Origin of the sequence: Pararhodobacter zhoushanensis, assembly GCF_003990445.1 — a bacterium.
Classification (GTDB): Bacteria; Pseudomonadota; Alphaproteobacteria; order Rhodobacterales; family Rhodobacteraceae; genus Pararhodobacter; species Pararhodobacter zhoushanensis.
In genome coordinates this window covers 147,540-167,981 of record NZ_REEZ01000004.1, presented here as the reverse complement: position 1 = coordinate 167,981, position 20,442 = coordinate 147,540, and the positions used below count along the sequence as shown (strand labels likewise).

At 65.6% G+C, this 20,442-nt stretch carries 16 protein-coding genes; 12 read left to right on the top strand and 4 right to left on the bottom strand.

The genetic code is table 11. The features are described 5' to 3' along the window. The first annotated feature begins 68 nt into the window (after positions 1 to 68). Together hrcA and EAE28_RS11590 are read left to right on the top strand one after the other, a co-directional pair. Positions 69 to 1,136, top strand: coding sequence for a heat-inducible transcriptional repressor HrcA (hrcA, locus tag EAE28_RS11595; protein WP_127106368.1), 1,068 nt, complete (start codon positions 69 to 71; stop codon positions 1,134 to 1,136). Positions 1,137 to 1,148: 12 nt separating this feature from the next. Continuing rightward, entirely contained in the window at positions 1,149 to 1,700 is a 552-nt protein-coding gene (locus tag EAE28_RS11590) for a nucleotide exchange factor GrpE (RefSeq protein WP_127106366.1), read from the top strand. An 88-nt stretch (positions 1,701 to 1,788) separates the two neighbouring features. Here EAE28_RS11590 and mutS read toward each other — a convergent pair whose 3' ends face one another. After that, positions 1,789 to 4,410 carry a DNA mismatch repair protein MutS gene (mutS, locus tag EAE28_RS11585; RefSeq protein WP_127106747.1) on the bottom strand — a complete coding sequence of 874 codons (2,622 nt, stop codon included), beginning with the start codon at positions 4,408 to 4,410 and terminating at the stop codon, positions 1,789 to 1,791. Between the two features lie 162 nt (positions 4,411 to 4,572). Between mutS and EAE28_RS11580 the strand changes: the two genes are divergently transcribed. The 3 genes from EAE28_RS11580 to EAE28_RS23750 all read left to right on the top strand — a co-directional run bounded on the left by EAE28_RS11580 (position 4,573) and on the right by EAE28_RS23750 (position 7,964). Continuing rightward, positions 4,573 to 6,843, top strand: coding sequence for an NADP-dependent malic enzyme (locus EAE28_RS11580; protein ID WP_127106364.1), 2,271 nt, complete (start codon positions 4,573 to 4,575; stop codon positions 6,841 to 6,843). Beyond that, entirely contained in the window at positions 6,840 to 7,712 is an 873-nt protein-coding gene (locus EAE28_RS11575) for a ribokinase (protein ID WP_127106362.1), read from the top strand. Before EAE28_RS11580 ends, EAE28_RS11575 begins: the two co-directional genes overlap by 4 nt. A gap of 108 nt (positions 7,713 to 7,820) precedes the next feature. After that, positions 7,821 to 7,964, top strand: a complete 144-nt coding sequence (locus tag EAE28_RS23750) for a hypothetical protein (protein WP_164736620.1) — start codon at positions 7,821 to 7,823, stop codon at positions 7,962 to 7,964. Positions 7,965 to 8,190: 226 nt separating this feature from the next. On the opposite strand, the gene EAE28_RS11570 is transcribed toward EAE28_RS23750, so the two are convergent. Beyond that, entirely contained in the window at positions 8,191 to 9,423 is a 1,233-nt protein-coding gene (locus EAE28_RS11570) for an argininosuccinate synthase (protein ID WP_127106360.1), read from the bottom strand. A gap of 150 nt (positions 9,424 to 9,573) precedes the next feature. Here EAE28_RS11570 and EAE28_RS11565 point away from each other — a divergent pair, with 150 nt between their 5' ends. Genes EAE28_RS11565 through EAE28_RS11555 form a run of 3 tightly spaced genes read left to right on the top strand, consistent with a single transcriptional unit; the run spans position 9,574 to position 11,310 of the window. Further along, entirely contained in the window at positions 9,574 to 10,353 is a 780-nt protein-coding gene (locus tag EAE28_RS11565; RefSeq protein ID WP_127106358.1) for a hypothetical protein, read from the top strand. Continuing rightward, the gene (locus tag EAE28_RS11560) at positions 10,346 to 10,783 is read left to right on the top strand and encodes an acyl-CoA thioesterase (RefSeq protein ID WP_164736619.1); all 438 of its coding nucleotides are present in this window, start codon (positions 10,346 to 10,348) and stop codon (positions 10,781 to 10,783) included. The genes EAE28_RS11565 and EAE28_RS11560 overlap by 8 nt, the downstream gene beginning before the upstream one ends. Then, positions 10,780 to 11,310 (top strand): GNAT family N-acetyltransferase, encoded by a 531-nt coding sequence (locus tag EAE28_RS11555; protein WP_127106354.1) that lies wholly within the window; start codon positions 10,780 to 10,782, stop codon positions 11,308 to 11,310. The genes EAE28_RS11560 and EAE28_RS11555 overlap by 4 nt, the downstream gene beginning before the upstream one ends. An 86-nt stretch (positions 11,311 to 11,396) precedes the next feature. Here the strand turns inward: EAE28_RS11555 and hslU are convergent, their stop codons facing one another. Next, positions 11,397 to 12,695, bottom strand: a complete 1,299-nt coding sequence (hslU, locus tag EAE28_RS11550) for an ATP-dependent protease ATPase subunit HslU (protein ID WP_127106352.1) — start codon at positions 12,693 to 12,695, stop codon at positions 11,397 to 11,399. After that, entirely contained in the window at positions 12,692 to 13,249 is a 558-nt protein-coding gene (gene hslV / locus EAE28_RS11545; protein ID WP_127106341.1) for an ATP-dependent protease subunit HslV, read from the bottom strand. The genes hslU and hslV overlap by 4 nt, the downstream gene beginning before the upstream one ends. A gap of 102 nt (positions 13,250 to 13,351) precedes the next feature. On the opposite strand from hslV, the gene tsaE reads away from it, so the two are divergent. The 4 genes from tsaE to trxA are packed head-to-tail and all read left to right on the top strand — an operon-like array spanning position 13,352 to position 20,401. After that, positions 13,352 to 13,807, top strand: coding sequence for a tRNA (adenosine(37)-N6)-threonylcarbamoyltransferase complex ATPase subunit type 1 TsaE (gene tsaE, locus EAE28_RS11540; RefSeq protein ID WP_127106339.1), 456 nt, complete (start codon positions 13,352 to 13,354; stop codon positions 13,805 to 13,807). Beyond that, positions 13,800 to 16,718, top strand: coding sequence for a double-strand break repair protein AddB (gene addB / locus EAE28_RS11535; RefSeq protein WP_127106337.1), 2,919 nt, complete (start codon positions 13,800 to 13,802; stop codon positions 16,716 to 16,718). Before tsaE ends, addB begins: the two co-directional genes overlap by 8 nt. Beyond that, positions 16,711 to 20,025 (top strand): double-strand break repair helicase AddA, encoded by a 3,315-nt coding sequence (gene addA, locus EAE28_RS11530; RefSeq protein ID WP_127106335.1) that lies wholly within the window; start codon positions 16,711 to 16,713, stop codon positions 20,023 to 20,025. Before addB ends, addA begins: the two co-directional genes overlap by 8 nt. Positions 20,026 to 20,080: 55 nt before the next feature. Beyond that, a complete protein-coding gene (gene trxA / locus EAE28_RS11525; protein ID WP_127106333.1) occupies positions 20,081 to 20,401 on the top strand; it encodes a thioredoxin in 321 nt (106 codons plus the stop codon). The last annotated feature ends 41 nt before the right edge of the window (positions 20,402 to 20,442 follow it).

Sequence of the window (20,442 nt, the reverse complement as noted above, 5' to 3'; positions counted from 1 at the left end):
ACCCAGATACAGGGGGCGCAACCGTCGTTGCAACCGGATTGACGCGCCAACAGAGTGCATCGGTGCCCATGCCAGCAGATCAGACTGCCTTTCATGACCTCAACGACCGCGCCCGCGAAGTGTTTCGCCGGGTCGTTGACAGCTATCTGCAATCCGGCACGCCCGTCGGCTCGCGCACCATCACGCGCGATTTCAACGAGAAACTCTCGCCGGCGACGATCCGCAACGTGATGAACGATCTCGAATACCTCGGCCTGCTGGAAAGCCCGCATATCTCGGCGGGCAGGGTGCCGACCCAGCAGGGCCTGCGCCTGTTCGTCGATGCGCTGCTCGAGGTTGATCCCGTCACCACCGCCGACCGCGAACGGCTCGAAGCCACGCGCCAGTCCAACGAACGCGACGTCACCACGCTGCTGGACCGCGTGGGCAACGCGCTCTCGGGGATCACCCGCGGTGCCTCGCTGGTCCTTGCGCCGAAACACGAAGCGCCGATCAAGCACATTGAATTCGTGCCCATCTCCAACGACCGCGCCCTTGTCGTGCTGGTTTTCGCTGATGGCCAGGTCGAGAACCGCGTCTTCACCCCGCCGCCGGGCCTGCTGCCCTCGGCCTTGCGCGAAGCGGTCAATTTCATCAACGCCCTCGCCGCCGGCCTCACCCTGACCGAACTGCGCCACAAGATGCGCACCGAAATCGCCGCCGGCCGGCGCGAGATCGACTCGATCGCCACGGACCTGATCGAACGCGGCATGGCGCTGTGGGAACATCAGGGCGAGCGCCACGAACGCCTGATCGTCCGGGGCCGCGCGAACCTGCTGGAACAGACCGATTCCGACAGCCTTCAGCGCATCCGCGAGCTGTTTGACGACCTCGAACGCAAGCGCGACATCGCCGAAGTGCTCGAGCACACCGAAAAAGGCGAGGGCGTGCGCATTTTCATTGGCGCCGAGAACAAGCTTTTTTCGCTAACGGGTTCCACTCTGGTCGTTTCTCCATATATGAACGCCGACAGCAAGATTGTCGGCGCGGTCGGCGTGATCGGTCCCACGCGACTGAACTACGGACGCATCGTGCCGATAGTAGACTACACTGCCCAACTCGTCGGCCGCATGCTGACCGAGCTGGGTTCCGATTGACACGAGGAACATATGGCTGACTCCCAGGAAACCCCGGCTGAGACCGGCGCCGAAACCGAGGCTCCCGAAGCCCTCGATCTTCACGCGGCCCTCGATGCCGCGCATGCCGCGTTCGAGGTCGAGCGCGGTGAGATGCGTGACCGTCTGATGCGCTCGCTCGCTGACCTGGAGAACCTCCGCAAGCGCAGCGAGAAAGACCGGCGCGAGGCTGGCATCTATGGTGGCCAGAAGCTCGCCCGCGACATGCTGGCGGTCTATGACTATCTGGGTCAGGCCCTGTCGTTGATCGACGACGAAACCCGCGACCGCGCCAAAGGCATGGTTGACGGTCTGGATCTGACCCTGCGCGAGCTGACCAACATCTTCTCCCGCCACGGCATCGTGCGCGTCGCGCCCGAGGTTGGCGATCAGTTCGACCCGCATTTCCACGAGGCGATGTTCGAAGCCCCGGTGCCCGGCACCAAGGCCGGTCAGATCGTTCAGGTCGTCACCGAAGGCTTCCGCCTGCACGAGCACCTTCTGCGCCCCGCGCAGGTCGGTGTTTCGTCCACGCCTGCCAAGTAAAGCGAACGGCCGCCCACCCTCGGGCGGCCCCGTAGGTCGGGGTTTCACCCCGACTTCCAGCCCACGGGGGTCGGGGTGAAACCCCGACCTACGCCCCGCCCAGCAAGCCCCGCAACTCATACAACAGCGCCAGCGCCTCACGCGGGCTCAGCGCGTCGGGGTGCACGTCTTTCAGCCGCTCCTCGACCACCGACACCTTGGGCGCAGCCTTTTTGACCGGGGCAGGGGCGCTCATCGCGAACAGCGGCAGATCGTCGATCAGCGTCTTCGCCCCGCGCTGCCCCTCGTCGCCCCGCTCCAGCATCTCCAGCACTTCGCGCGCCCGCACGATCACGGCATCCGGCAGGCCCGCCAGCCGTGCCACCTGCACGCCATAGCTGCGATCCGCCGCGCCCTTGCGGACCTCGTGCAGAAAGACCACATCGCCCTCCCACTCGCGCACCGCGACAGTGGCGTTCTCAACGCCCTCCAGGCGGTCGGCCAGCCCGACCATCTCGTGATAATGCGTGGCAAACAGCGCACGGCATCGGTTCACGCTGTGCAGATGCTCCAGCACCGCCCAGGCGATCGACAAGCCGTCATAGGTCGCCGTGCCGCGCCCGATCTCATCGAGGATCACAAAGGCCCGCGGCCCGGCCTGATTCACGATCGCTGCCGTCTCGACCATTTCGACCATAAAGGTCGACCGCCCCCGCGCCAGATCGTCCGAGGCACCCACGCGGCTGAACACCTGCTCGACCATGCCTATATGCGCCGCGCGCGCGGGGACATAGCCCCCGGCCTGCGCCAGAATGGCGATCAGCGCGTTCTGCCGCAGGAAGGTTGATTTACCGGCCATGTTCGGCCCTGTGACCAGCCACACAGCGGCACCCTTGTCGCCCGGCTCCAGATCCAGCCCGTTGGCGACAAAGGCCTGTCCGGCCCGCGCCAGCGCCGCCTCGACCACCGGATGCCGCCCGCCCTCAACGACAAAGCTGCGGCTGTCATCAACCTTGGGCTTCGCCCAGTCCCGCACCCGCGCCAGTTCGGCAAACGCGCTTGTCACGTCCACCTCTGCCAACGCCCGCGCCGCGCCGTGCACCTTGGCCGAGGCGACCATCACCGCCCCGCGCAGTTCCTCATACAGCCGTTTCTCGATCTCCAGCGCCCGCGCACCGGCGTTGTGGATCTTGGTCTCCATCTCGGACAGCGCCAACGTGGTAAACCGCACCTGATTGGCCGTGGTCTGCCGGTGCATGAAGCGTTCGTTCAACGGGGCCGACAGCATCTTTTCGGCGTGGGTCGAGGTGGTCTCGATGAAATACCCCAACACGTTGTTATGCTTGATTTTCAGCCCCGAAATCCCCGTCTCGGTCGCATACTCCGCCTGCATCCGCGCGATCACACTGCGCCCCTCGTCGCGCAGCTCGCGCGCGGCGTCCAGATCACTGTCCACACCCGAGGCGATAAACCCGCCATCGCGCGCCAGCAGCGGCGGGTCTTGCACCAGCGTGGCCTCTAGCAGCCCGGCCAGCTCGTCATGCCCGACCAGCGCACGCCGGGCGCTGACCAGCACATCCGGCAGATCCCCGGCCAGCATGCCCGCCAGCAGCCCCGCTTGCGCCAACCCGCTGCGCAGCATCGCCAGATCGCGCGGCCCGCCGCGTTCCAGCGCCAGCCGTGATAGTGCCCGGTCAATGTCCGGCACCGCCTTAAGCGAGGCCCGCAGATCACCGCGCAACAGGTCATCGCCCACCAGCGCCTCAACCGCCGCCAGCCGCGCCCGGATCACCCCCAGATCGCACGAGGGGCTGGAAACCCGCCGCTCCAGCAGCCGCGCACCCCCCGCCGTGACGGTGGTGTCAATCGAGGCCAGCAGCGAGCCCTCACGCCCCCCGGCCAGCGCCTGCGTCAGTTCCAGATTGCGCCGCGTCGGCCCGTCGATCTGCATCGCCGCGCCGGCGCTTTCCTTGACCGGGGTGCGCAGCAGCGGCATCCGGCCTTTCTGTGTCAGGTCCAGATAATCGACCAAAGCCCCCAGCGCCGCGATCTCCTCGCGCGTGAAGCTGCCGAACCCGTCCAGCGTGCTCACCCCGAACAGCGCGCACAGCCGCTTGGTCCCGGCCGCGCTGTCAAAGCTCGCGCGCCCCCGCTCGGCCAGCGCCAGCGCCATCTCGCCCGCCATTTCGCGCAGCTCACCGGCCATGTCCTCGGGCACCACCAGCTCGCGCGCGCCCAGACGTGACAGCTCAGGCGCCAGCCGCACGCGCGGGCAGGGGACCACCCGCAGCTCGCCGGTGGAAATATCGGCCCAGGCCAGCGCCGCCTCGCCGCGAATGTCCGCCCAGGCCGCCAGAAAATTGTGCCGCCGGGGTTCCAGCAGCGCATCCTCGGTCAGCGTGCCTGGTGTCACCAGCCGCACCACCTCGCGCCGCACCACCGATTTCGAGCCGCGCTTCTTGGCCTCGGCGGGGTCCTCCATCTGCTCGGCAATCGCCACTCGGAATCCCTTGCGGATCAGCGTCAGCAAATAGCCCTCGGCCGCATGGATCGGCACGCCGCACATCGGAATGTCTTCGTCCAGATGCTTGCCGCGCTTGGTCAGCGCAATGTCCAGCGCGGCCGAGGCCGCCACCGCATCGTCAAAAAACATCTCATAGAAATCGCCCATGCGGTAAAACAGCAGCGCATCCGCGTGCTGGGCTTTGATTTCCAGAAATTGGGCCATCATCGGCGTTACACCGGCCGGCACCGTGACTTGCGCGTCGTTCACTGAACTCTCCCCGTCATCGGCGCGACCCTACAAAACCCCCTGACCGCCGAAAAGGCCCGATTCCCGCGTTGTTCGATGCGCACGCCCGCGCTATGCAGAACCTCTGTTGGAGGAGGCCCCATGTCCCGCAAGTCCCGCATCACGCCTGAAGAGGCGCTGGCCTATCATTTCGAGCCGACCCCCGGCAAATACGAGATCGTCGCCACCACGCCGATGGCCACCCAGCGCGATCTGTCGCTGGCTTATTCGCCCGGCGTCGCCGTGCCGGTCGAGGCGATCGCCCGCGATCCGGGGCTGGCCTATGACTATACCGTCAAGGGCAACATGGTCGCCGTAATTTCGAACGGCACCGCCATTCTGGGCATGGGCAATCTGGGCGCGCTGGCCTCCAAGCCGGTGATGGAGGGCAAGGCGGTCCTGTTCAAACGCTTCGCTGACGTCAACGCCATCGACATCGAGCTGGCGACCGAAGACGCCGATGAGATCATCAAGGCCGTGCACCTGATGTCCCCCACCTTTGGCGGCATCAACCTTGAGGACATCAAGGCGCCCGAGTGTTTCATCATCGAGCAGCGCCTCAAGGAACTTTGCGACATTCCGGTGTTTCACGACGACCAGCACGGCACCGCCGTGATCTGCGCCGCCGGTCTGATCAACGCGCTGGAAATCAGCGGCAAGAAGATCGAGGACGTCAAGATCGTCCTGAACGGGGCAGGGGCTGCCGGGATCGCCTGTCTGGAACTGCTCAAATCCATGGGCGCGCAGCATGACAACTGCATCATGTGCGACACCAAGGGCGTGATCTATCAGGGCCGGACCGAGGGCATGAACCAGTGGAAATCGGCCCACGCCGCCACCACCGACGCCCGCACGCTGGAAGAGGCGATGCGCGGGGCGGATGTGTTCCTTGGCGTGTCTGCCAAGGGGGCCGTGACGCCTGAGATGGTTGAATCCATGGCCGACAATCCGGTCATCTTCGCCATGGCCAACCCTGACCCTGAGATCACGCCGGAAGAAGCCCATGCCGTGCGCGCCGATGCCATCGTCGCCACCGGGCGCTCGGATTATCCCAATCAGGTCAATAACGTCCTCGGCTTCCCCTATCTGTTCCGCGGGGCGCTCGACATCCACGCCCGCGCCATCAACGATGAGATGAAGATCGCCTGTGCCCGCGCCCTTGCTGAACTCGCGCGTGAAGACGTGCCCGATGAGGTCGCCATGGCCTACGGTCGCAAGCTCAGCTTCGGCCGCGACTACATCATCCCCACGCCCTTCGATCCGCGCCTGATCTACGTGATCCCGCCCGCCGTCGCCAAGGCGGGGATGGATACCGGCGTCGCCCGCCGTCCGATCATCGACATGGACGCCTACCGCCACACCCTGCGCTCGCGCATGGACCCGACGGCCTCGATCCAGCAGAGCCTGTTCGCCCGCGCCCGTCAGGCGCAATCGCGGATGATTTTCGCCGAGGGTGACGACGAGCGCGTGCTGCGCGCCGCCGTTGCGTATCAGCGCGCCGGTCTGGGCAAGTCGTTGGTGGTGGGGCAGGAGGATGACGTCAAACGCCGTCTGGAGGCCGCCGGTCTGGCCGACGCGGTGCGCGAGCTGACCGTGGTCAACGCCGCCAACACGCGCCACCTCGATGTCTACAAGAACTACCTTTACAAACGCCTGCAGCGCAAAGGCTTCGACCAGCGCGACGTCCACCGCATGACCACCCGGGACCGGCACATCTTCTCGGCGCTGATGCTTCAGCACGGGCATGGTGACGCGCTGGTCACCGGGGCCACGCGCAAATCGGCGCTGGTCATGGACATGATCAACCACGTCTTCGACGCCCGTGCGCAGGATGGGGCAGTGGGTGTCTCGGTACTGCTGCACAAGGGCCGGATCGTGCTGATCGCCGACACGCTGGTGCATGAATGGCCCGAGGAAGAAGACCTCGCCGACATCGCCATCCGTTCGGCAGGCGTGGCGCGCAGTCTTGGGATTGAGCCGCGCGTGGCCTTCGTCAGCTTCTCAACCTTCGGCTATCCGATTTCCGAGCGGTCCGAGAAAATGCACGTAGCCCCCGACGTGCTCGACCGGCGCGGCGTTGATTTCGAATATGAGGGCGAGATGACCGTCGACGTCGCCCTCAACCCCAAAGCGGCCGAGGCGTATCCCTTCTCCCGCCTCACCGGCCCGGCGAACATCCTCGTCTGTCCGGCGCGGCATTCGGCCTCGATCTCGGTCAAGCTGATGCAGGAAATGGCCGGCGCCACGGTGATCGGCCCCATCCTGACCGGCGTGCCAAAGCCGATCCAGATCCTGTCCACCGGGGCGACGGTCAATGACATCATGAACATGGCCGTCATGGCGGCCTGCCGCGTGGGTCACGTCTCGAAATGACCGTTTTCTGCCTCGGCTCGATCAACATCGACCACGTCTACCGCCTGCCGGCACTGCCGCAGGCGGGCGAGACGCTCTCGGCCACCTCGCACACCCCCGGACTGGGCGGCAAAGGCATCAACCAGAGCGTCGCGGCGCTCAGGGCCGGGGCGCGGGTGGTGCACATCGGCGCCGTGGGGCAGGGCGATGCGTGGATCGAGGCGCAGCTGACCGCGCATGGCATCGCGCTGGACCGTATTGCGCGGGTCACGCAGGGGACCGGCCACGCCATCGTTGCGGTGGATGATGCGGGCGAGAATCAGATCATCATCCATCCCGGCGCCAATCAGGCGCAGGATCTGGCGATGATCGACGCGGCGCTGGCGACGGCGCAGCCGGGCGATTGTCTGCTGGTGCAGAATGAGACCTCGCATCAAGTTGAAGCCGCCCGGATCGCCCGCGCCCGTGGCCTGCGCGTTTTCTATTCCGCCGCGCCGTTTGCGCTGGACCCGCTGCGCGCCATCCTGCCCCACGTGACGCACCTGCTGGTCAACGCCGGAGAGGCCGCCGCGCTGGTGAAATCCACCGGCACTGCGCTGCCCGATCAGCCGGTCGAGGCGGTGATCGTCACCCGTGGCGCGCAGGGGGCCGAGTGGATTTCGGCAGGCACAGAGCCGCTTTTTCAGCCCGCGTTCCCCGTCATCCCCGTCGATACCACCGGCGCGGGCGACTGCTTCGCCGGATCTCTTGCCGCCGCGCTGGACCGGGGGCAGACCCCAGCACAGGCCCTGCGCTACGCCGCCGCTGCCGCTGCCCTGCAAGTGACGCAGCCCGGCGCTGCCCCGGCGATGCCAGATCGCGCCAAAGTTGAGCTGCTTCTCGCCGGTTGACCGCACCCCCGCGCAGAATCGCCCGATCCTTGCCATCTTTTTGCCGCCGTTAAGCGTTTCTTCAGAGATGTGCCGCTATCGTGTGGCTCAGAGCTTGGAGACCGCGACATGAACACTCGTGCCGATACTGCCGCCACCCCGTACACGCCCACCCGACAGCAAGGCACGTCCTTGCCCGCCGGTGCTGGCATCGCGCTGGCCGTCGTCGTTGGTTCGCTGATGTGGATCGGGATCTTCGCGCTGATGATGTGATTTACCGGCGGTGATCCCCGGTTCGACGGTTTCCTGGCAGCGATCGTCGATACTGGCTCACCGGGTCTCAGGACCGTACCGGATGCAGCCTTCGGGCTGTTCGACCCGGCGGTCAGGCTGAACAATCCCCCTCTGCCTGACCGCTGACCTCCTCCAAGACGACCTCAACAAGAAAACGGGCCGCGTTTCCGCGACCCGTTTTTTTCATTGCACCGTTGGGAAAGGTTTATTCTTTCCCGGCCACCCGCGCATTGCGCGTGGCGATCAGTTTCAGACGCAGCGCGTTCAGGCGGATGAACCCGGCGGCGTCCTTCTGATCATAGGCACCGGCGTCGTCTTCAAACGTCACATGCGCCTCGCTGTAGAGCGAATGCTCGGACCAGCGCGCCACGGTCCGCACCGAACCCTTGTAGAGCTTCAGCTTGACCGTGCCCGACACATGCTCCTGGCTCTTGTCGATCAGCGCCTGCAGCATCTCGCGCTCGGGCGAGAACCAGAAGCCGTTGTAGATCAGCTCGGCATAGCGCGGCATGATCGAATCTTTCAGGTGACCCGCGCCCGCATCCAGCGTGATCTGCTCGATGCCGCGATGGCCTTCCAGCATGATCGTGCCGCCCGGCGTCTCATAGACCCCGCGCGATTTCATGCCGACAAAGCGGTTTTCCACGAAATCCAGCAGGCCGATGCCATGCTTGCCGCCAATCTCGTTCAGCTTGGTCAGGATCGTTGCCGGCGACATCGCCTCGCCGTTGATCGCCACCGGATCGCCCTTTTCATAGGTGATCTCGATGAATTCGGGCGTATCGGGCGCGTCCTCGACAGCGGTGATGCGCTGGGCGACGTAATCGGGGGCCTCGACACCCGGATCTTCCAGAATGCGCCCCTCGGACGAGGTGTGCAGCAGGTTCGCATCGACCGAGAACGGCGCTTCGCCGCGCTTGTTCTTGGCAATCGGAATCTGGTGCTGCTCGGCGAATTCCAGCAGTTTGGTGCGGCTCGACAGATCCCACTCACGCCACGGCGCGATCACCCGGATCGACGGGTCCAGCGCGTAAGCCGACAGCTCGAAGCGGACCTGATCGTTGCCCTTGCCGGTCGCGCCATGCGCCACGGCATCGGCGCCATGCTTATGCGCCAGCTCGACCAGATGCTTGGAAATCAGCGGCCGCGCGATCGAGGTGCCCAGCAGATAGAGCCCCTCGTACACGGCATTGGCGCGGAACATCGGGAACACGAAGTCTCGCACGAATTCTTCGCGAACATCCATGATATGGATGTTCTCTTCCTTGATGCCCATCATCAGGGCCTTGGCGCGTGCCGGTTCCAGCTCCTCGCCCTGGCCGAGATCGGCAGTGTAGGTGATAACCTCGCAACCGTATTCGGTTTGCAGCCATTTCAGGATGATCGAGGTATCGAGCCCGCCAGAATAGGCCAGCACGACTTTCTTGGGCGCGGACATGGGCAAATCTCCAAGGATTGAACGGGCACTGGCTATCCGCTTTACCCCGCCTGCGCAACACCCCGGCGCGTTGCAACCGGGCCGGGAACGGCGATTGACACCCTTGAGGGGATCAGGGGAGACTGTCGCATCGTTTAAGGAGTGTTCAGGATGCGTGGCATCGAGATTTTTACCCATGCAGTGCGCATGGTCTTTGGCAATTTCAACACGGTTTTGCGGCTTGGCGGCGTGGCGCTGCTGGTGATGGTCGTGCTGCTGCAGTTCACAGGCGCTGCGCATTTTAACCCGCCTGCGGCAACGACGACGGACGCCGTCATGCCCGCCTTCTTCACCTCGCCCGGCATCCTCCTGCTGAACCTCGCGCAGATCATCATCGGCTTGTGGGTCGTCGTCGCGTGGCACCGCTACATTCTGCTGGAAGAAGAGCCCGGCGCGTTTGTCCCGCGCTTTAACGGCAGTGCGATCTGGGGCTATATCGTCGCGGGGTTCCTTTACGGGCTGGTCATCGCCGTTGTGGCGCTCCCGCTGGGGATGGTCGCGGGGGTGGTCGCTTTCATTGTGCTCAGCCCGGGCCCCCAGTCCCACATGGCCGCCGGGATTTTGTCCGCCGTGATCGTCTTTTTCCCCGTGATCTGGCTCGCCTACCGTCTGTCTCCTGTCCTGCCCGCCGCAGCAATCGAGAACCGCCTGAAGCTGAAAGAGGCATGGGCCGCCACCAAGGACGGCGGCGCGTCGCTGATCTTGCTGGGGATCATCACGATTGTCGGTAGCTGGCTGATCAACCTTCCCGCGTCTTTCCTCGCCGATGTTTCCCTGCCGCTGGGTCTGCTTTGGGCTGCGGTGGCGAACTGGGTGTCGATGATGGTCGGCGCGTCGATCCTGACCACGATCTACGGTGTCTATGTCGAGAAACGTACGCTCAATGTCTGATCCCATTGCCCCCCGCCCCGAACTGCTGCGCGCCGTGGTCCACCCGTGGCACCACGACATTTTCGGCCACATGAACGTCCGCCATTACGCGCCGTTCTTCGATGACGCGTCGTTCTTTCTGTACACCAGCCTCGGCATTCCGATCTCGTGGATGCTTGAGGAACACGGCGTCCACATCGTTTCCGCCAAGGCCGAGACGAATTTTATCAAAGAGCTGAAAGCCGGCGACGGGGTGATCATTGATGGCGCGGTCAAGCGGTTGGGGGGCCGGTCGATGACCTTTCATCTGCGCATGATCCACGCCGAAACCGGCGCGCTGCATGCGACCTATGACCTGACCGAGGTGTTCTTCGACCCCAAAACCCGCGCCTCGGCCCCGATGCCGGACGCGGTGCGCGAACGGCTCGCGCCCTATCTGGTTGAAGAATGACACCCCTTCCGGCCCCGATTGCCGACTTTACCACCGAGCGGTTGTCTGTCGTCCGCTGGGCACCGATCCTTGGTGACCCGGCGCAGCGCAGCGCGCTGGAACGTGAGCTCGACACGCTTCTGTCGGCTGAGGTTCTGAGCGATCTTCCCCCGTCGATGCAGCGTCAGGCGACGGGACAGTCGGTGTCGGCGTGGATCGACGACCGGGCCGCCGAAAGCGATGTGTTTGTTCTGCGCGGGCTGATGGAGCAAAAGCTGGTCGGGTTGTTGATCCTGAACGTGACGCCTGACCCGGTTCCACTTCTGCATCTTGGCTATCTTCTGGACCATGCCGTCTGGGGCCGAGGCTATGCGACCGAGTTGGTTTGCGGTCTGCTCAAAGCGGCGCAACGGGCAGCACCCTTACGCTTGATCGGCGGCGTCTCACGCGACAACCCGGCGTCGGCGCGGGTGCTGCAAAAGGCCGGGTTCGCGCTTGAGCAAGCAACAGATGACACCGACTTCTACGCCCGCGCCTTGCTGGTCTGAGCGGGAATGTATGTGAACAGGGGGTTAACGCACGGCGCTAACCCCCTGTTTTCATTGATAGGACGGGTTTGTCCCATCGTGGGACATCACAGCACGTAGCGGCTCAGATCCGTCGAGCGCGACAGCGCGCCGATGTTTTTCTCGACGAACTCGGCATCCACGACGACCGATTGGCCGCCCCGGTCGGGTGCCGCAAAGCTCAGCTCTTCGAACACCCGTTCCATCACCGTATAAAGCCGCCGCGCGCCGATATTCTCGACCGCAGTGTTCACCTCCGCCGCGATCCGCGCCAGCGCGTGGATGCCATCTTCGGTGAAGGTCACCTCGACCTCCTCGGTCTTCATGAGCGCGGTGTATTGCCGGGTCAGCGCGTTGTCGGTCTCGGTCAGGATGCGCACAAAGTCATCCTCGGTCAGCGCGCGCAGCTCTACCCGGATCGGCAGACGCCCTTGCAGTTCCGGCAGCAGATCCGACGGCTTGGCGACGTGAAACGCACCCGAGGCGATGAACAGGATATGATCCGTCTTGACCGGCCCGTGCTTGGTGGAAACCGTCGTCCCCTCGATCAACGGCAGCAAATCGCGCTGCACGCCTTCCCGGCTCACATCCGCGCCGCGCGTTTCAGCCCGCGCGCAGACCTTGTCGATCTCATCCAGAAACACGATGCCGTTCTGCTCGACCGCTTCCACGGCTGCGGCCTTCACCGCCTCCTCATCGAGCAGCTTGTCAGCCTCTTCGCTCAGCAGAATGTCGTGGCTTTCCATCACCGTCATGCGCTTCTTGGTCGTGCGCCCGCCGAAGGCCTTGCCGAACAGATCGCCCAGGTTCATCCCCTGCGCCTGCATGCCCGGCAGCTCCAGCATCGGCATCGACGGCGCGGCGTCGGCGATTTCCAGCTCGATCATCGTGTCGTCCAGCTCACCGGCGCGCAGCTTCTTGCGGAACAGATCCCGCGTACCCGAGCGCGAGTCCTTGCCCGCAATCGCGTCCAGCACCCGTTCTTCCGCATTCGCCTGCGCCCGCGCGCGCACATCTTCGCGCATCGCATCGCGAGTCATCGTCATCGCCGCATCCACCAGATCGCGGATGATCTGCTCGACATCGCGGCCGACATAGCCAACTTCCGTGAACTTCGTCGCCTCGACCTTCAGGAACGGCGCCTTGGCCAGCTTGGCCAGACGGCGGCTGATCTCGGTTTTGCCGACACCGGTGGGGCCGATCATCAGGATGTTCTTGGGATACACCTCATCACGCAGATCCGCGGACAGTTGCCGACGCCGCCACCGGCTGCGCAGCGCCACGGCCACGGCGCGCTTGGCGTCGGCCTGACCGATGATGAAGCGATCCAGCTCGCTGACGATTTCGCGGGGGGTCAGGTCGGTCATTTGCGGATGCTCTCCACGGTCAGGTTGCCGTTGGTATAGACGCAGATCGACGCGGCAATCGCCATCGCCTTGCGCGCCACCTCTTCGGCGGGAAGGTCGGTTTCCATCAGCCCGCGCGCAGCGGCTGCGGCGAAGTTGCCGCCCGAGCCGATGGCGGCGATGTCATATTCCGGCTCCAGCACATCGCCCGCGCCGGTGATGACCAGCAGGTCATCGCCATCGGTGACGATCAGCATGGCCTCAAGATTGCGCAGGTATTTGTCCATGCGCCAGTCCTTCGCCAGCTCGACGCAGGCGCGGGTCAGCTGGCCCGGGCTCGCCTCCAGCTTTTTCTCCAGCCGTTCCAGCAAGGTAAACGCATCAGCGGTCGAGCCGGCAAAGCCCACCACCACCTCACGCCCCGGCGCGCCGATGCGGCGCACCTTGCGGGCCGAGCCCTTGATCACCGTCTGGCCCAGGCTCACTTGCCCGTCGCCCGCGACGACCACTTCACCGCCGCGCTTGACGGCCAGGATCGTGGTGCCGTGCCAGCCGGGAAACTTGTCTTCTGCCATGGTCAAGCCTTTCGCATTGTCCTGCCCTATATGGCGGCGGGGGGCCTTGGTCGCAAGAACCCCCCTCTGGCGGGGGTCCGGCACGGGCGTTAAGCTGCGCGCATGAAACCCGTTCATTCCCCCCTCTCGCTGCCCGATCCCGACGCCACCGACCGCTTCGCGCAGGCGATGGCGGGGGTCGTTGGCGCGGGCGATGTCCTGTTGCTTGAGGGCCAGATCGGCGCGGGCAAGACGCATTTCACCCGTGCGCTGATCCGCGCGCTGGGGGTGGCTGAGGACATCCCGTCGCCGACGTTCACCTTGGTGCAAACCTATGAGGCCGGGTTCGAGATCTGGCATGCCGATCTCTACCGGCTAAGCCATCCCGATGAAGCGGTTGAGCTGGGTCTGACCGAAGCGTTCGAGACAGCGCTGTGTCTGGTCGAGTGGCCCGAGAAGTTGGGAGCCGATCGGCCAAAACAGGCTCTAACATTGCAATTTTCGCTGGAAGGCGAGGGGCGGCAGGTTGCCTTCGCGTCGGACGATCCAGCCTGGGAGGCGCGTCTTGCTGATGTTTGAACCCCACGACGGTCCCCGCGTTTTCGGTGTCGCACCCGGCGCCGATTTCCCCGCCGAGCTGGCGCGCGGGTTGCGCGAACGCGTGGCAGGGCTACCGCCCGAAGCGCTCGCCCGGTGCGAGGTTTTGGTGAACACCGCGCGGATGCAAGAACGACTGCGCGCCGCGCTGATGGCGCAGGGGCCGGGGTTTCTGCCGCGCCTCCGGTTGATCGGCCAGGTTGCGGGGGGTGAGACGGATGCCCCCCTGCGCACCCGTCTGGAACTCGCGCAACTGATCCGCCAGCTGTTGCAGGCCGAGCCGGATCTGGGGCCGACCTCTGCCGCGTTTTCGCTCGCCGAGAGCCTGTTTCGCCTGCTCGATGAGATGCAGGGCGAGGCGGTGACGCTGGACATTCTGGACCAGCTCGACGTTTCGCAACATTCGCTGCACTGGGATCGGTCCCTGCGCTTCATCCGGCTGATCGCGCGGTTCCTTGGGCCTGCGTCCGGCGGGCAGGCGCAATTGCGCGCCGCAGTGGAACGGTTAACGGCACAATGGGCTGAGACCCCGCCGACCCACCCGCTGATCATTGCCGGGTCAACCGGCTCGCGCGGGCCAACGGCGCTGCTGATGCAAGCCGTTGCGCGGCTACCGCAGGGCGCACTGGTGCTGCCGGGATTCGATTTCGCGCTGCCGGGGCCGGTCTGGCGCAGTCTGGACGATCCTCTGCAGTCCGAGGATCACCCGCAATTCCGCTACGCGCATCTGATGGAGGGTGTTGGGGCAGAACCCCGCGTCGTGCAGCCGTGGACGCAAGCCAGCGCGCCGGACCCTGCGCGCAACGCGCTGGTCTCGCTGGCGCTGCGTCCCGCGCCAGTCACCGACCAATGGCTGCGCGACGGGCCGGGGCTGGGCGACCTATCCGGCCCCACCGCCGCGCTGTCGCTGATCGAGGCCGCGACGCCGCGACAAGAGGCGCTGGCGATCGCGCTCTGCCTGCGGGATGCGGCGGTGCAGGGCCAAAAAGCGGCTCTAATCACGCCTGATCGTACGCTTGCGCGTCGTGTCACCGCCGCGCTTGACCGCTGGCATTTGCGCCCCGATGACAGCGCCGGGCGGCCCTTGTCCCTGTCCGCGCCGGGCCGTTTCCTGCGCCAGAGCGTCGAGCTGCTGACCCGCCCGGTCACGGCAGAGGCGCTTATTGCCCTGCTCAAACACCCCATCGCCCATAGCGCCACCGAGCGCGGCCCGCATCTGCTGCATTTGCGCGATCTGGAGCTGTATCTGCGCCGCAAGGCGATCCCGTTCCCTGACCGCACGGCGCTTGCGGGTTTCGCCGCCCGCGATGAGGCGCGCAAGGCGTGGGCGGAATGGCTCACCGGCGCGCTGGATGCGCTGCCAGGCGAGGGGGAGCGTCCGCTGGCCGACTGGGTCGCCGCCCATGCCGCTTTGATCGCGCATCTGGCTGCCGGGGCTGGGGGCAAGGGCACCGGCGAGCTGTGGAAAGAGGCGGCGGGCGAGGCCGCGCTGGCGCTGTTTGATGATCTGACCGAACATGCCGTCTTTGGCGGTGAGATGCTCGGAAGTGACTATTCGGCTTTGTTAGAGACGCTTTTCGTTGGCCGCGAGGTTCGCGAAGTGTTGGAAAGCCATCCGCAGGTGATGATCTGGGGCACGCTTGAAGCCCGCGCGCAGGGGGCCGATCTGGTGATCATGGGCGGGTTGACCGAGGGCACTTGGCCCTCTGCCCCCAGCCCCGATCCGTGGTTCAACCGGCGCATGCGGCTGGACGCCGGGCTGTTGCTGCCCGAGCGGGCGATTGGCCTGTCCGCGCATGACTTCCAGCAGGCCGTTTGTGCGCCGCGCGTTGTGCTGTCGCGAGCCCGGCGAAATGCCGAAGCGGAAACCGTGCCTTCGCGCTGGCTGAACCGTTTGACGAACCTGATCGGCGGGCTGAAAGCGCAGGGCGGCGATGTTGCGCTGGCCGCGATGCGCGACCGGGGGGCGCAGTGGCTCACGCTGGCTGATGCGTTGGAGGCCGATCTGCGCGCCGTGCCTGCGGCCAGTGCCGCGCGCAGTCCGCGCCCGGCCCCCGCGCCACCCGCGCAGGCGCGGCTGAATGAACTGCCGGTGACGCGGATCGAGAAACTGATCCGCGATCCCTACCACATCTACGCCGAGCGCATCCTGCGGCTGGGCAAGCTCAATCCGCTGGCCCCGCAGGCTGACGCGCGGCTGCGTGGAACCGTGTTGCACAAAGTGCCCGACGATTACGTCAAGGCGCATCCGCCCGGCACGCCTGCCGATCTGGACGCATTTTTCGCCATCGCAGAGACTGTTTTGGCAGAACACTGCCCCTGGGTCGCCACCCGTTTGCACTGGCGCGCGCGGCTGGAACGCACCGCGCGGGACTTTGTCGAGTGGAACGCCTCGCTGGGCGGCGAGCCGGTGCTGAGAGAGGAGCGCGGCGCGATTATCCTCGCCAATCCGCCTTTCAAACTGACCGGCCAGCCCGACCGGATTGACCGGCTGCCCGATGGCAGTTTGCAGATCTATGACTACAAGACCGGCAGCCTGCCGAGCAAAAAGCAGATCGAGTTCTTCAACATCCAGCTGGTCCTTTTGGCGATGATGGCCGGGGATGATGCCTTTGGCCTTGGTCCGGCCGAGGTGACGCTGGCGGAATTCGTCGGTCTGGGCAGCGCCTTCAAGCGGCAGGAGTCGCCCAGCGACCCGGGCACAGTGGCCGAACACCGGGCCAAGCTTTTGGATTTGATCACGACGTATCGCGACCCCGAGCAGGGCTTCACCGCCCTGCGTGCGGTCGAGATGGAGACGCATTACGGCGATTACGACGCGCTGTCGCGCCGGGGGGAATGGGAAGTGACGGACAAGCCGGTGACGATCCGCGTGGGGCAGTCCGATGGATGAGGCCACGCTGAACCAGATCCGCGCGGCAGAGCCCTCGGCCTCGACCTGGCTGTCGGCGAATGCGGGCTCGGGCAAGACCAAGGTGCTGATCGACCGGGTGGCGCGGCTCTTGCTGAACGGCACGCCGCCGCAACGGGTGCTGTGCCTGACCTACACCAAGGCCGCCGCCAGCGAGATGCAGAACCGGCTGTTCCAGCGGCTGGGCGAATGGGCGATGCTGGAAGATGGAGAGCTGATCGCCCGGCTGCAGGAAATGGGCGAGCAGGTCGCTGACCCTGATTTGCTGCCGCGAGCGCGCCGCCTCTTTGCTCGCGCGATCGAGACGCCGGGCGGGCTGAAGATCCAGACGATTCACGCGTTCTGTTCCTCTTTGCTCCGGCGTTTTCCGCTGGAGGCCGCGGTGACGCCTGACTTCTCCGAGGTCGAGGAGCGCAGCCTTGAGCAATTGCGGCTGGAGCTGCTGGACCGCTTTGCACGCGGGCCGGAAGCCGGGGCGATGCAGGCGCTACTGGTGCGGTTGAATGAAGAGGCCTTCGGCAAGCTTCTGGCTGATTTCGGCAAGCATAGAGACGCTTTTGCCGGGGAAATGCCCGATCTGGACCCGCTGTTCGATCTGCCGCGCGGGTTTGATGAAGACCAGTTGCTGGGGGCTGTCTTCGATGGGGATGAGGGGGATCTTTTCTCGCGTCTGGTGCCCAAGCTGCGCGCGGGTGGCGCGAATGACAACAAACTGGCCGATGCGCTGAGCGGGATGCGCGAGCCGGGGCTGGCGGATTTGCCTGTGCTGGAGAGCAAGCTGCTCACCGGCGCGTCGGCCAGAGAGCCCTACACCGCCAAGACCGGCAAACACGTCACCAAGGGCACGGCCCCCAGCATCGGGCCGGATGATCTGGAGGCTCTGGACGCGCTGGGTCAGCGGGTTGAGGACGCGCGTGCCCTGCGGCTGGCGCTGTCGGCGTGGGATATGGCCTTTGCGCTGCACCGTTTCGCGCGGCTGTGGCTGCCGGCCTTCGATGCGGCCAAGGCGCGGCGCGGGTGGCTGGATTTCGACGATCTGATCCGGCTGGCGCGCGATCTTTTGTCGAAAAGCGAGGTCGCACAGTGGGTGTTGTTCAAGCTCGACGGCGGCATAGATCACATTCTGGTGGACGAGGCGCAGGATACCTCGCCCGGACAGTGGCGGGTGATCGAGCTGCTGACGCAGGAATTCACCGCCGGTCTGGGGGCGCGCGATGAGCTGCGCACGATCTTTGTGGTGGGCGACCGCAAGCAGTCGATTTACTCGTTCCAGGGTGCGGACCTGATGGGGTTCGAGCGCACGCGCGAGCAGTTCCGCGAGCGGCTGGCGGCGGTGAAACAGGGTCTAAGCTTGCAGGAATTGAAGCATTCCTTCCGCTCGTCGGACGCGGTTCTGCGGCTGGTCGATCATTGCTTTGCGCCTGAGGCTGGGGCCGGAGGCCTCGGCGGCGCGCCAGAGCATCTGGCGTTTTTCCCGGCGATGGCCGGGCGGGTCGATCTGTGGCCTGCCGTACCCAAACCCGAAAAGCCCGAGGAAACGCCGTGGGAAAGCCCGGTCGACCGCCCGTCGCCGGATAACGCCGAGGTCGAGCTGGCGCGCATGATCGCGCAACAGATCCGCGCGATCATTGACCGGGGTGAGCAGTTGGACACGCGCAAGGGCCCGCGCCCGGTGCATGAGGGCGATTTCCTGATCCTGGTGCGGCGGCGGCGCTTGCTGTTTCACGCGCTGATCCGGGCGTGCAAGGCCGAGGGGCTTGAGATCGCCGGGGCCGACCGGCTGAAACTGGGCGACGTGCTGGCGGTGCAGGATCTGATCGCGCTGCTCAAGTTCCTCGCGTTGCCCGAGGATGATCTGTCGCTGGGCGTCGCGCTGCGCTCGCCGCTGTTCGGGTTGGATGAGGACGCGCTGTTCCGGTTGGCGCATGGGCGCAAGGGGTTCTTGTGGGAACGGCTGCGCAAGGAACCGGCGCTTGCCGAGGTCCGCGCTGTGCTGGACGATCTGCGCGGGCAGGTCGATTTCCTGCGACCTTATGAGCTGATCGAGCGGATTTTGACCCGGCACGACGGGCGGCGGCGGATTCGCGCCCGCTTCGGGGCTGAGGTTGAGGATGCGCTGGAAGCCTTTGTCGATCTGGCGCTGACCTATGAGACCGGGCATGTGCCCTCGCTCGACGGGTTTCTGGGCTGGCTTGAGGCCTCGGACGCCGAGGTGCAGCGCCAGTCGGAGTCGGCCGGGCGCAGTATCCGGGTGATGACGGTGCATGGCTCCAAGGGGTTGGAAGCGCCGATTGTGATCCTGCCCGACACTGCGGCGCGCAAGGCGCCGAACGCAGCAACGCTGGTCGAGGTGGGGGGCGTGCCGATCCTGCGTGCGACCAAGGACGGTGCGACGCCGCAGCAGCGTGAAGCGGATGAGGATGTCGCGCGGCTGCGCGAGGAAGAGAGCGACCGGCTTTTGTACGTTGCGCTGACTCGGGCCGAGCGGTGGCTGATTGTTTGTGCGGCGGGCGATGTCGCGGGGCCGTGCTGGTATAGCCGGGTTGAGACCGCGATGTCGGCGCTGGCGCCGGTGCCGCTGGACACGCCGACCGGGGTGGGGCAGCGCCATGCGCATGGCGATTGGCCAGCGTTGGGGGAAAAGGCGCAACCGCCAGAAACAGGCTCTGACTTTGCCGAATTGCCCGACCTGCCGCCGGAACCTGAGGGGCTGCGCGCGCTGACACCCTCGGCGCTGGGCGGGGCGAAGGCATTGCCAGGGGCCGGGGATGAGACGGATGTGGCGATGGCGCGGGGGAGTTTGATCCACCGGCTGTTGGAAGAACTGCCGGGGCTGCCAGAAACGGAGCGCGCCTTGCATGGCGGCGCGCTGATCCTGGGCCAGCCCGACGGAGAGGCCAGTCTGGCCGAGGCGATGGCGGTGATGGCCGCCCCGGCGCTGGCCGATATCCTGAGCGGAGACGCGCTGGTCGAAGTGGCGCTGTCGGGCGAATGGAACGGGCGGCAGATGTGGGGGCTGATCGACCGGCTGATCATCACGCCTGGGCGGATTCTGGCCGTCGACTTCAAATCCAACCGCGCGGTGCCACGCGACGCGACGCAGGTGCCCGAGGGGCTGCTGCGCCAGATGGGGGCCTATGCGCACCTGCTGGGCGCGCTTTACCCCGGTCGGCGCATCGAAACCGCGCTGTTGTGGACCGCGACGGCCCAGTTGATGCCGCTGGACCCGGCGGCCGTGGCTGCGGCACTGGCGCGCGCTGCCCTTGACCGGGGTGCGGTGGCTTCATAGGTAGAAGAGAACACAGTTATCCCCCCGCTTTCAGATTGCCGTCAGGAGACACCCCATGGCTACTTTCCCCGTGACCGACGCCACCTTCGAAGCCGAAGTGCGCAACAGCGAGCTTCCCGTTGTCATCGACTTTTGGGCTGAATGGTGCGGCCCGTGCCGTCAGATCGGCCCGGCTCTGGAAGAGCTGTCGGCTGAATTCGACGGCCGCGTGCGCATTGCCAAAGTGAACGTCGATGAAAACCCGCAGATCACCGCTGCGATGGGCATTCGTGGCATCCCGGCGCTGTTTCTGGTGAAAGACGGCCAGGTTGTTGCCAACAAGGTCGGCGCTGCACCGAAAGCCGCGCTGCAAAGCTGGATCGAAGCCTCGATCTGAACGGCGATATCGCGCATTGAGAACGCCGGGCCCCAAGGGTC

Coding starts and splice junctions, on each gene's coding strand:
- EAE28_RS11565 (WP_127106358.1), top strand. CDS start 9,574: ATGCGTGGCATCGAGATTTTTACCCATGCAGTGCGCATGGTCTTTGGC.
- tsaE (WP_127106339.1), top strand. CDS start 13,352: ATGAAACCCGTTCATTCCCCCCTCTCGCTGCCCGATCCCGACGCCACC.
- addA (WP_127106335.1), top strand. CDS start 16,711: ATGGATGAGGCCACGCTGAACCAGATCCGCGCGGCAGAGCCCTCGGCC.
- EAE28_RS11555 (WP_127106354.1), top strand. CDS start 10,780: ATGACACCCCTTCCGGCCCCGATTGCCGACTTTACCACCGAGCGGTTG.
- hrcA (WP_127106368.1), top strand. CDS start 69: ATGCCAGCAGATCAGACTGCCTTTCATGACCTCAACGACCGCGCCCGC.
- hslV (WP_127106341.1), bottom strand. CDS start 13,249: ATGGCAGAAGACAAGTTTCCCGGCTGGCACGGCACCACGATCCTGGCC.
- EAE28_RS11560 (WP_164736619.1), top strand. CDS start 10,346: ATGTCTGATCCCATTGCCCCCCGCCCCGAACTGCTGCGCGCCGTGGTC.
- trxA (WP_127106333.1), top strand. CDS start 20,081: ATGGCTACTTTCCCCGTGACCGACGCCACCTTCGAAGCCGAAGTGCGC.
- EAE28_RS11575 (WP_127106362.1), top strand. CDS start 6,840: ATGACCGTTTTCTGCCTCGGCTCGATCAACATCGACCACGTCTACCGC.
- hslU (WP_127106352.1), bottom strand. CDS start 12,695: ATGACCGACCTGACCCCCCGCGAAATCGTCAGCGAGCTGGATCGCTTC.
- EAE28_RS11590 (WP_127106366.1), top strand. CDS start 1,149: ATGGCTGACTCCCAGGAAACCCCGGCTGAGACCGGCGCCGAAACCGAG.
- EAE28_RS23750 (WP_164736620.1), top strand. CDS start 7,821: ATGAACACTCGTGCCGATACTGCCGCCACCCCGTACACGCCCACCCGA.
- EAE28_RS11580 (WP_127106364.1), top strand. CDS start 4,573: ATGTCCCGCAAGTCCCGCATCACGCCTGAAGAGGCGCTGGCCTATCAT.
- mutS (WP_127106747.1), bottom strand. CDS start 4,410: ATGATGGCCCAATTTCTGGAAATCAAAGCCCAGCACGCGGATGCGCTG.
- EAE28_RS11570 (WP_127106360.1), bottom strand. CDS start 9,423: ATGTCCGCGCCCAAGAAAGTCGTGCTGGCCTATTCTGGCGGGCTCGAT.
- addB (WP_127106337.1), top strand. CDS start 13,800: ATGTTTGAACCCCACGACGGTCCCCGCGTTTTCGGTGTCGCACCCGGC.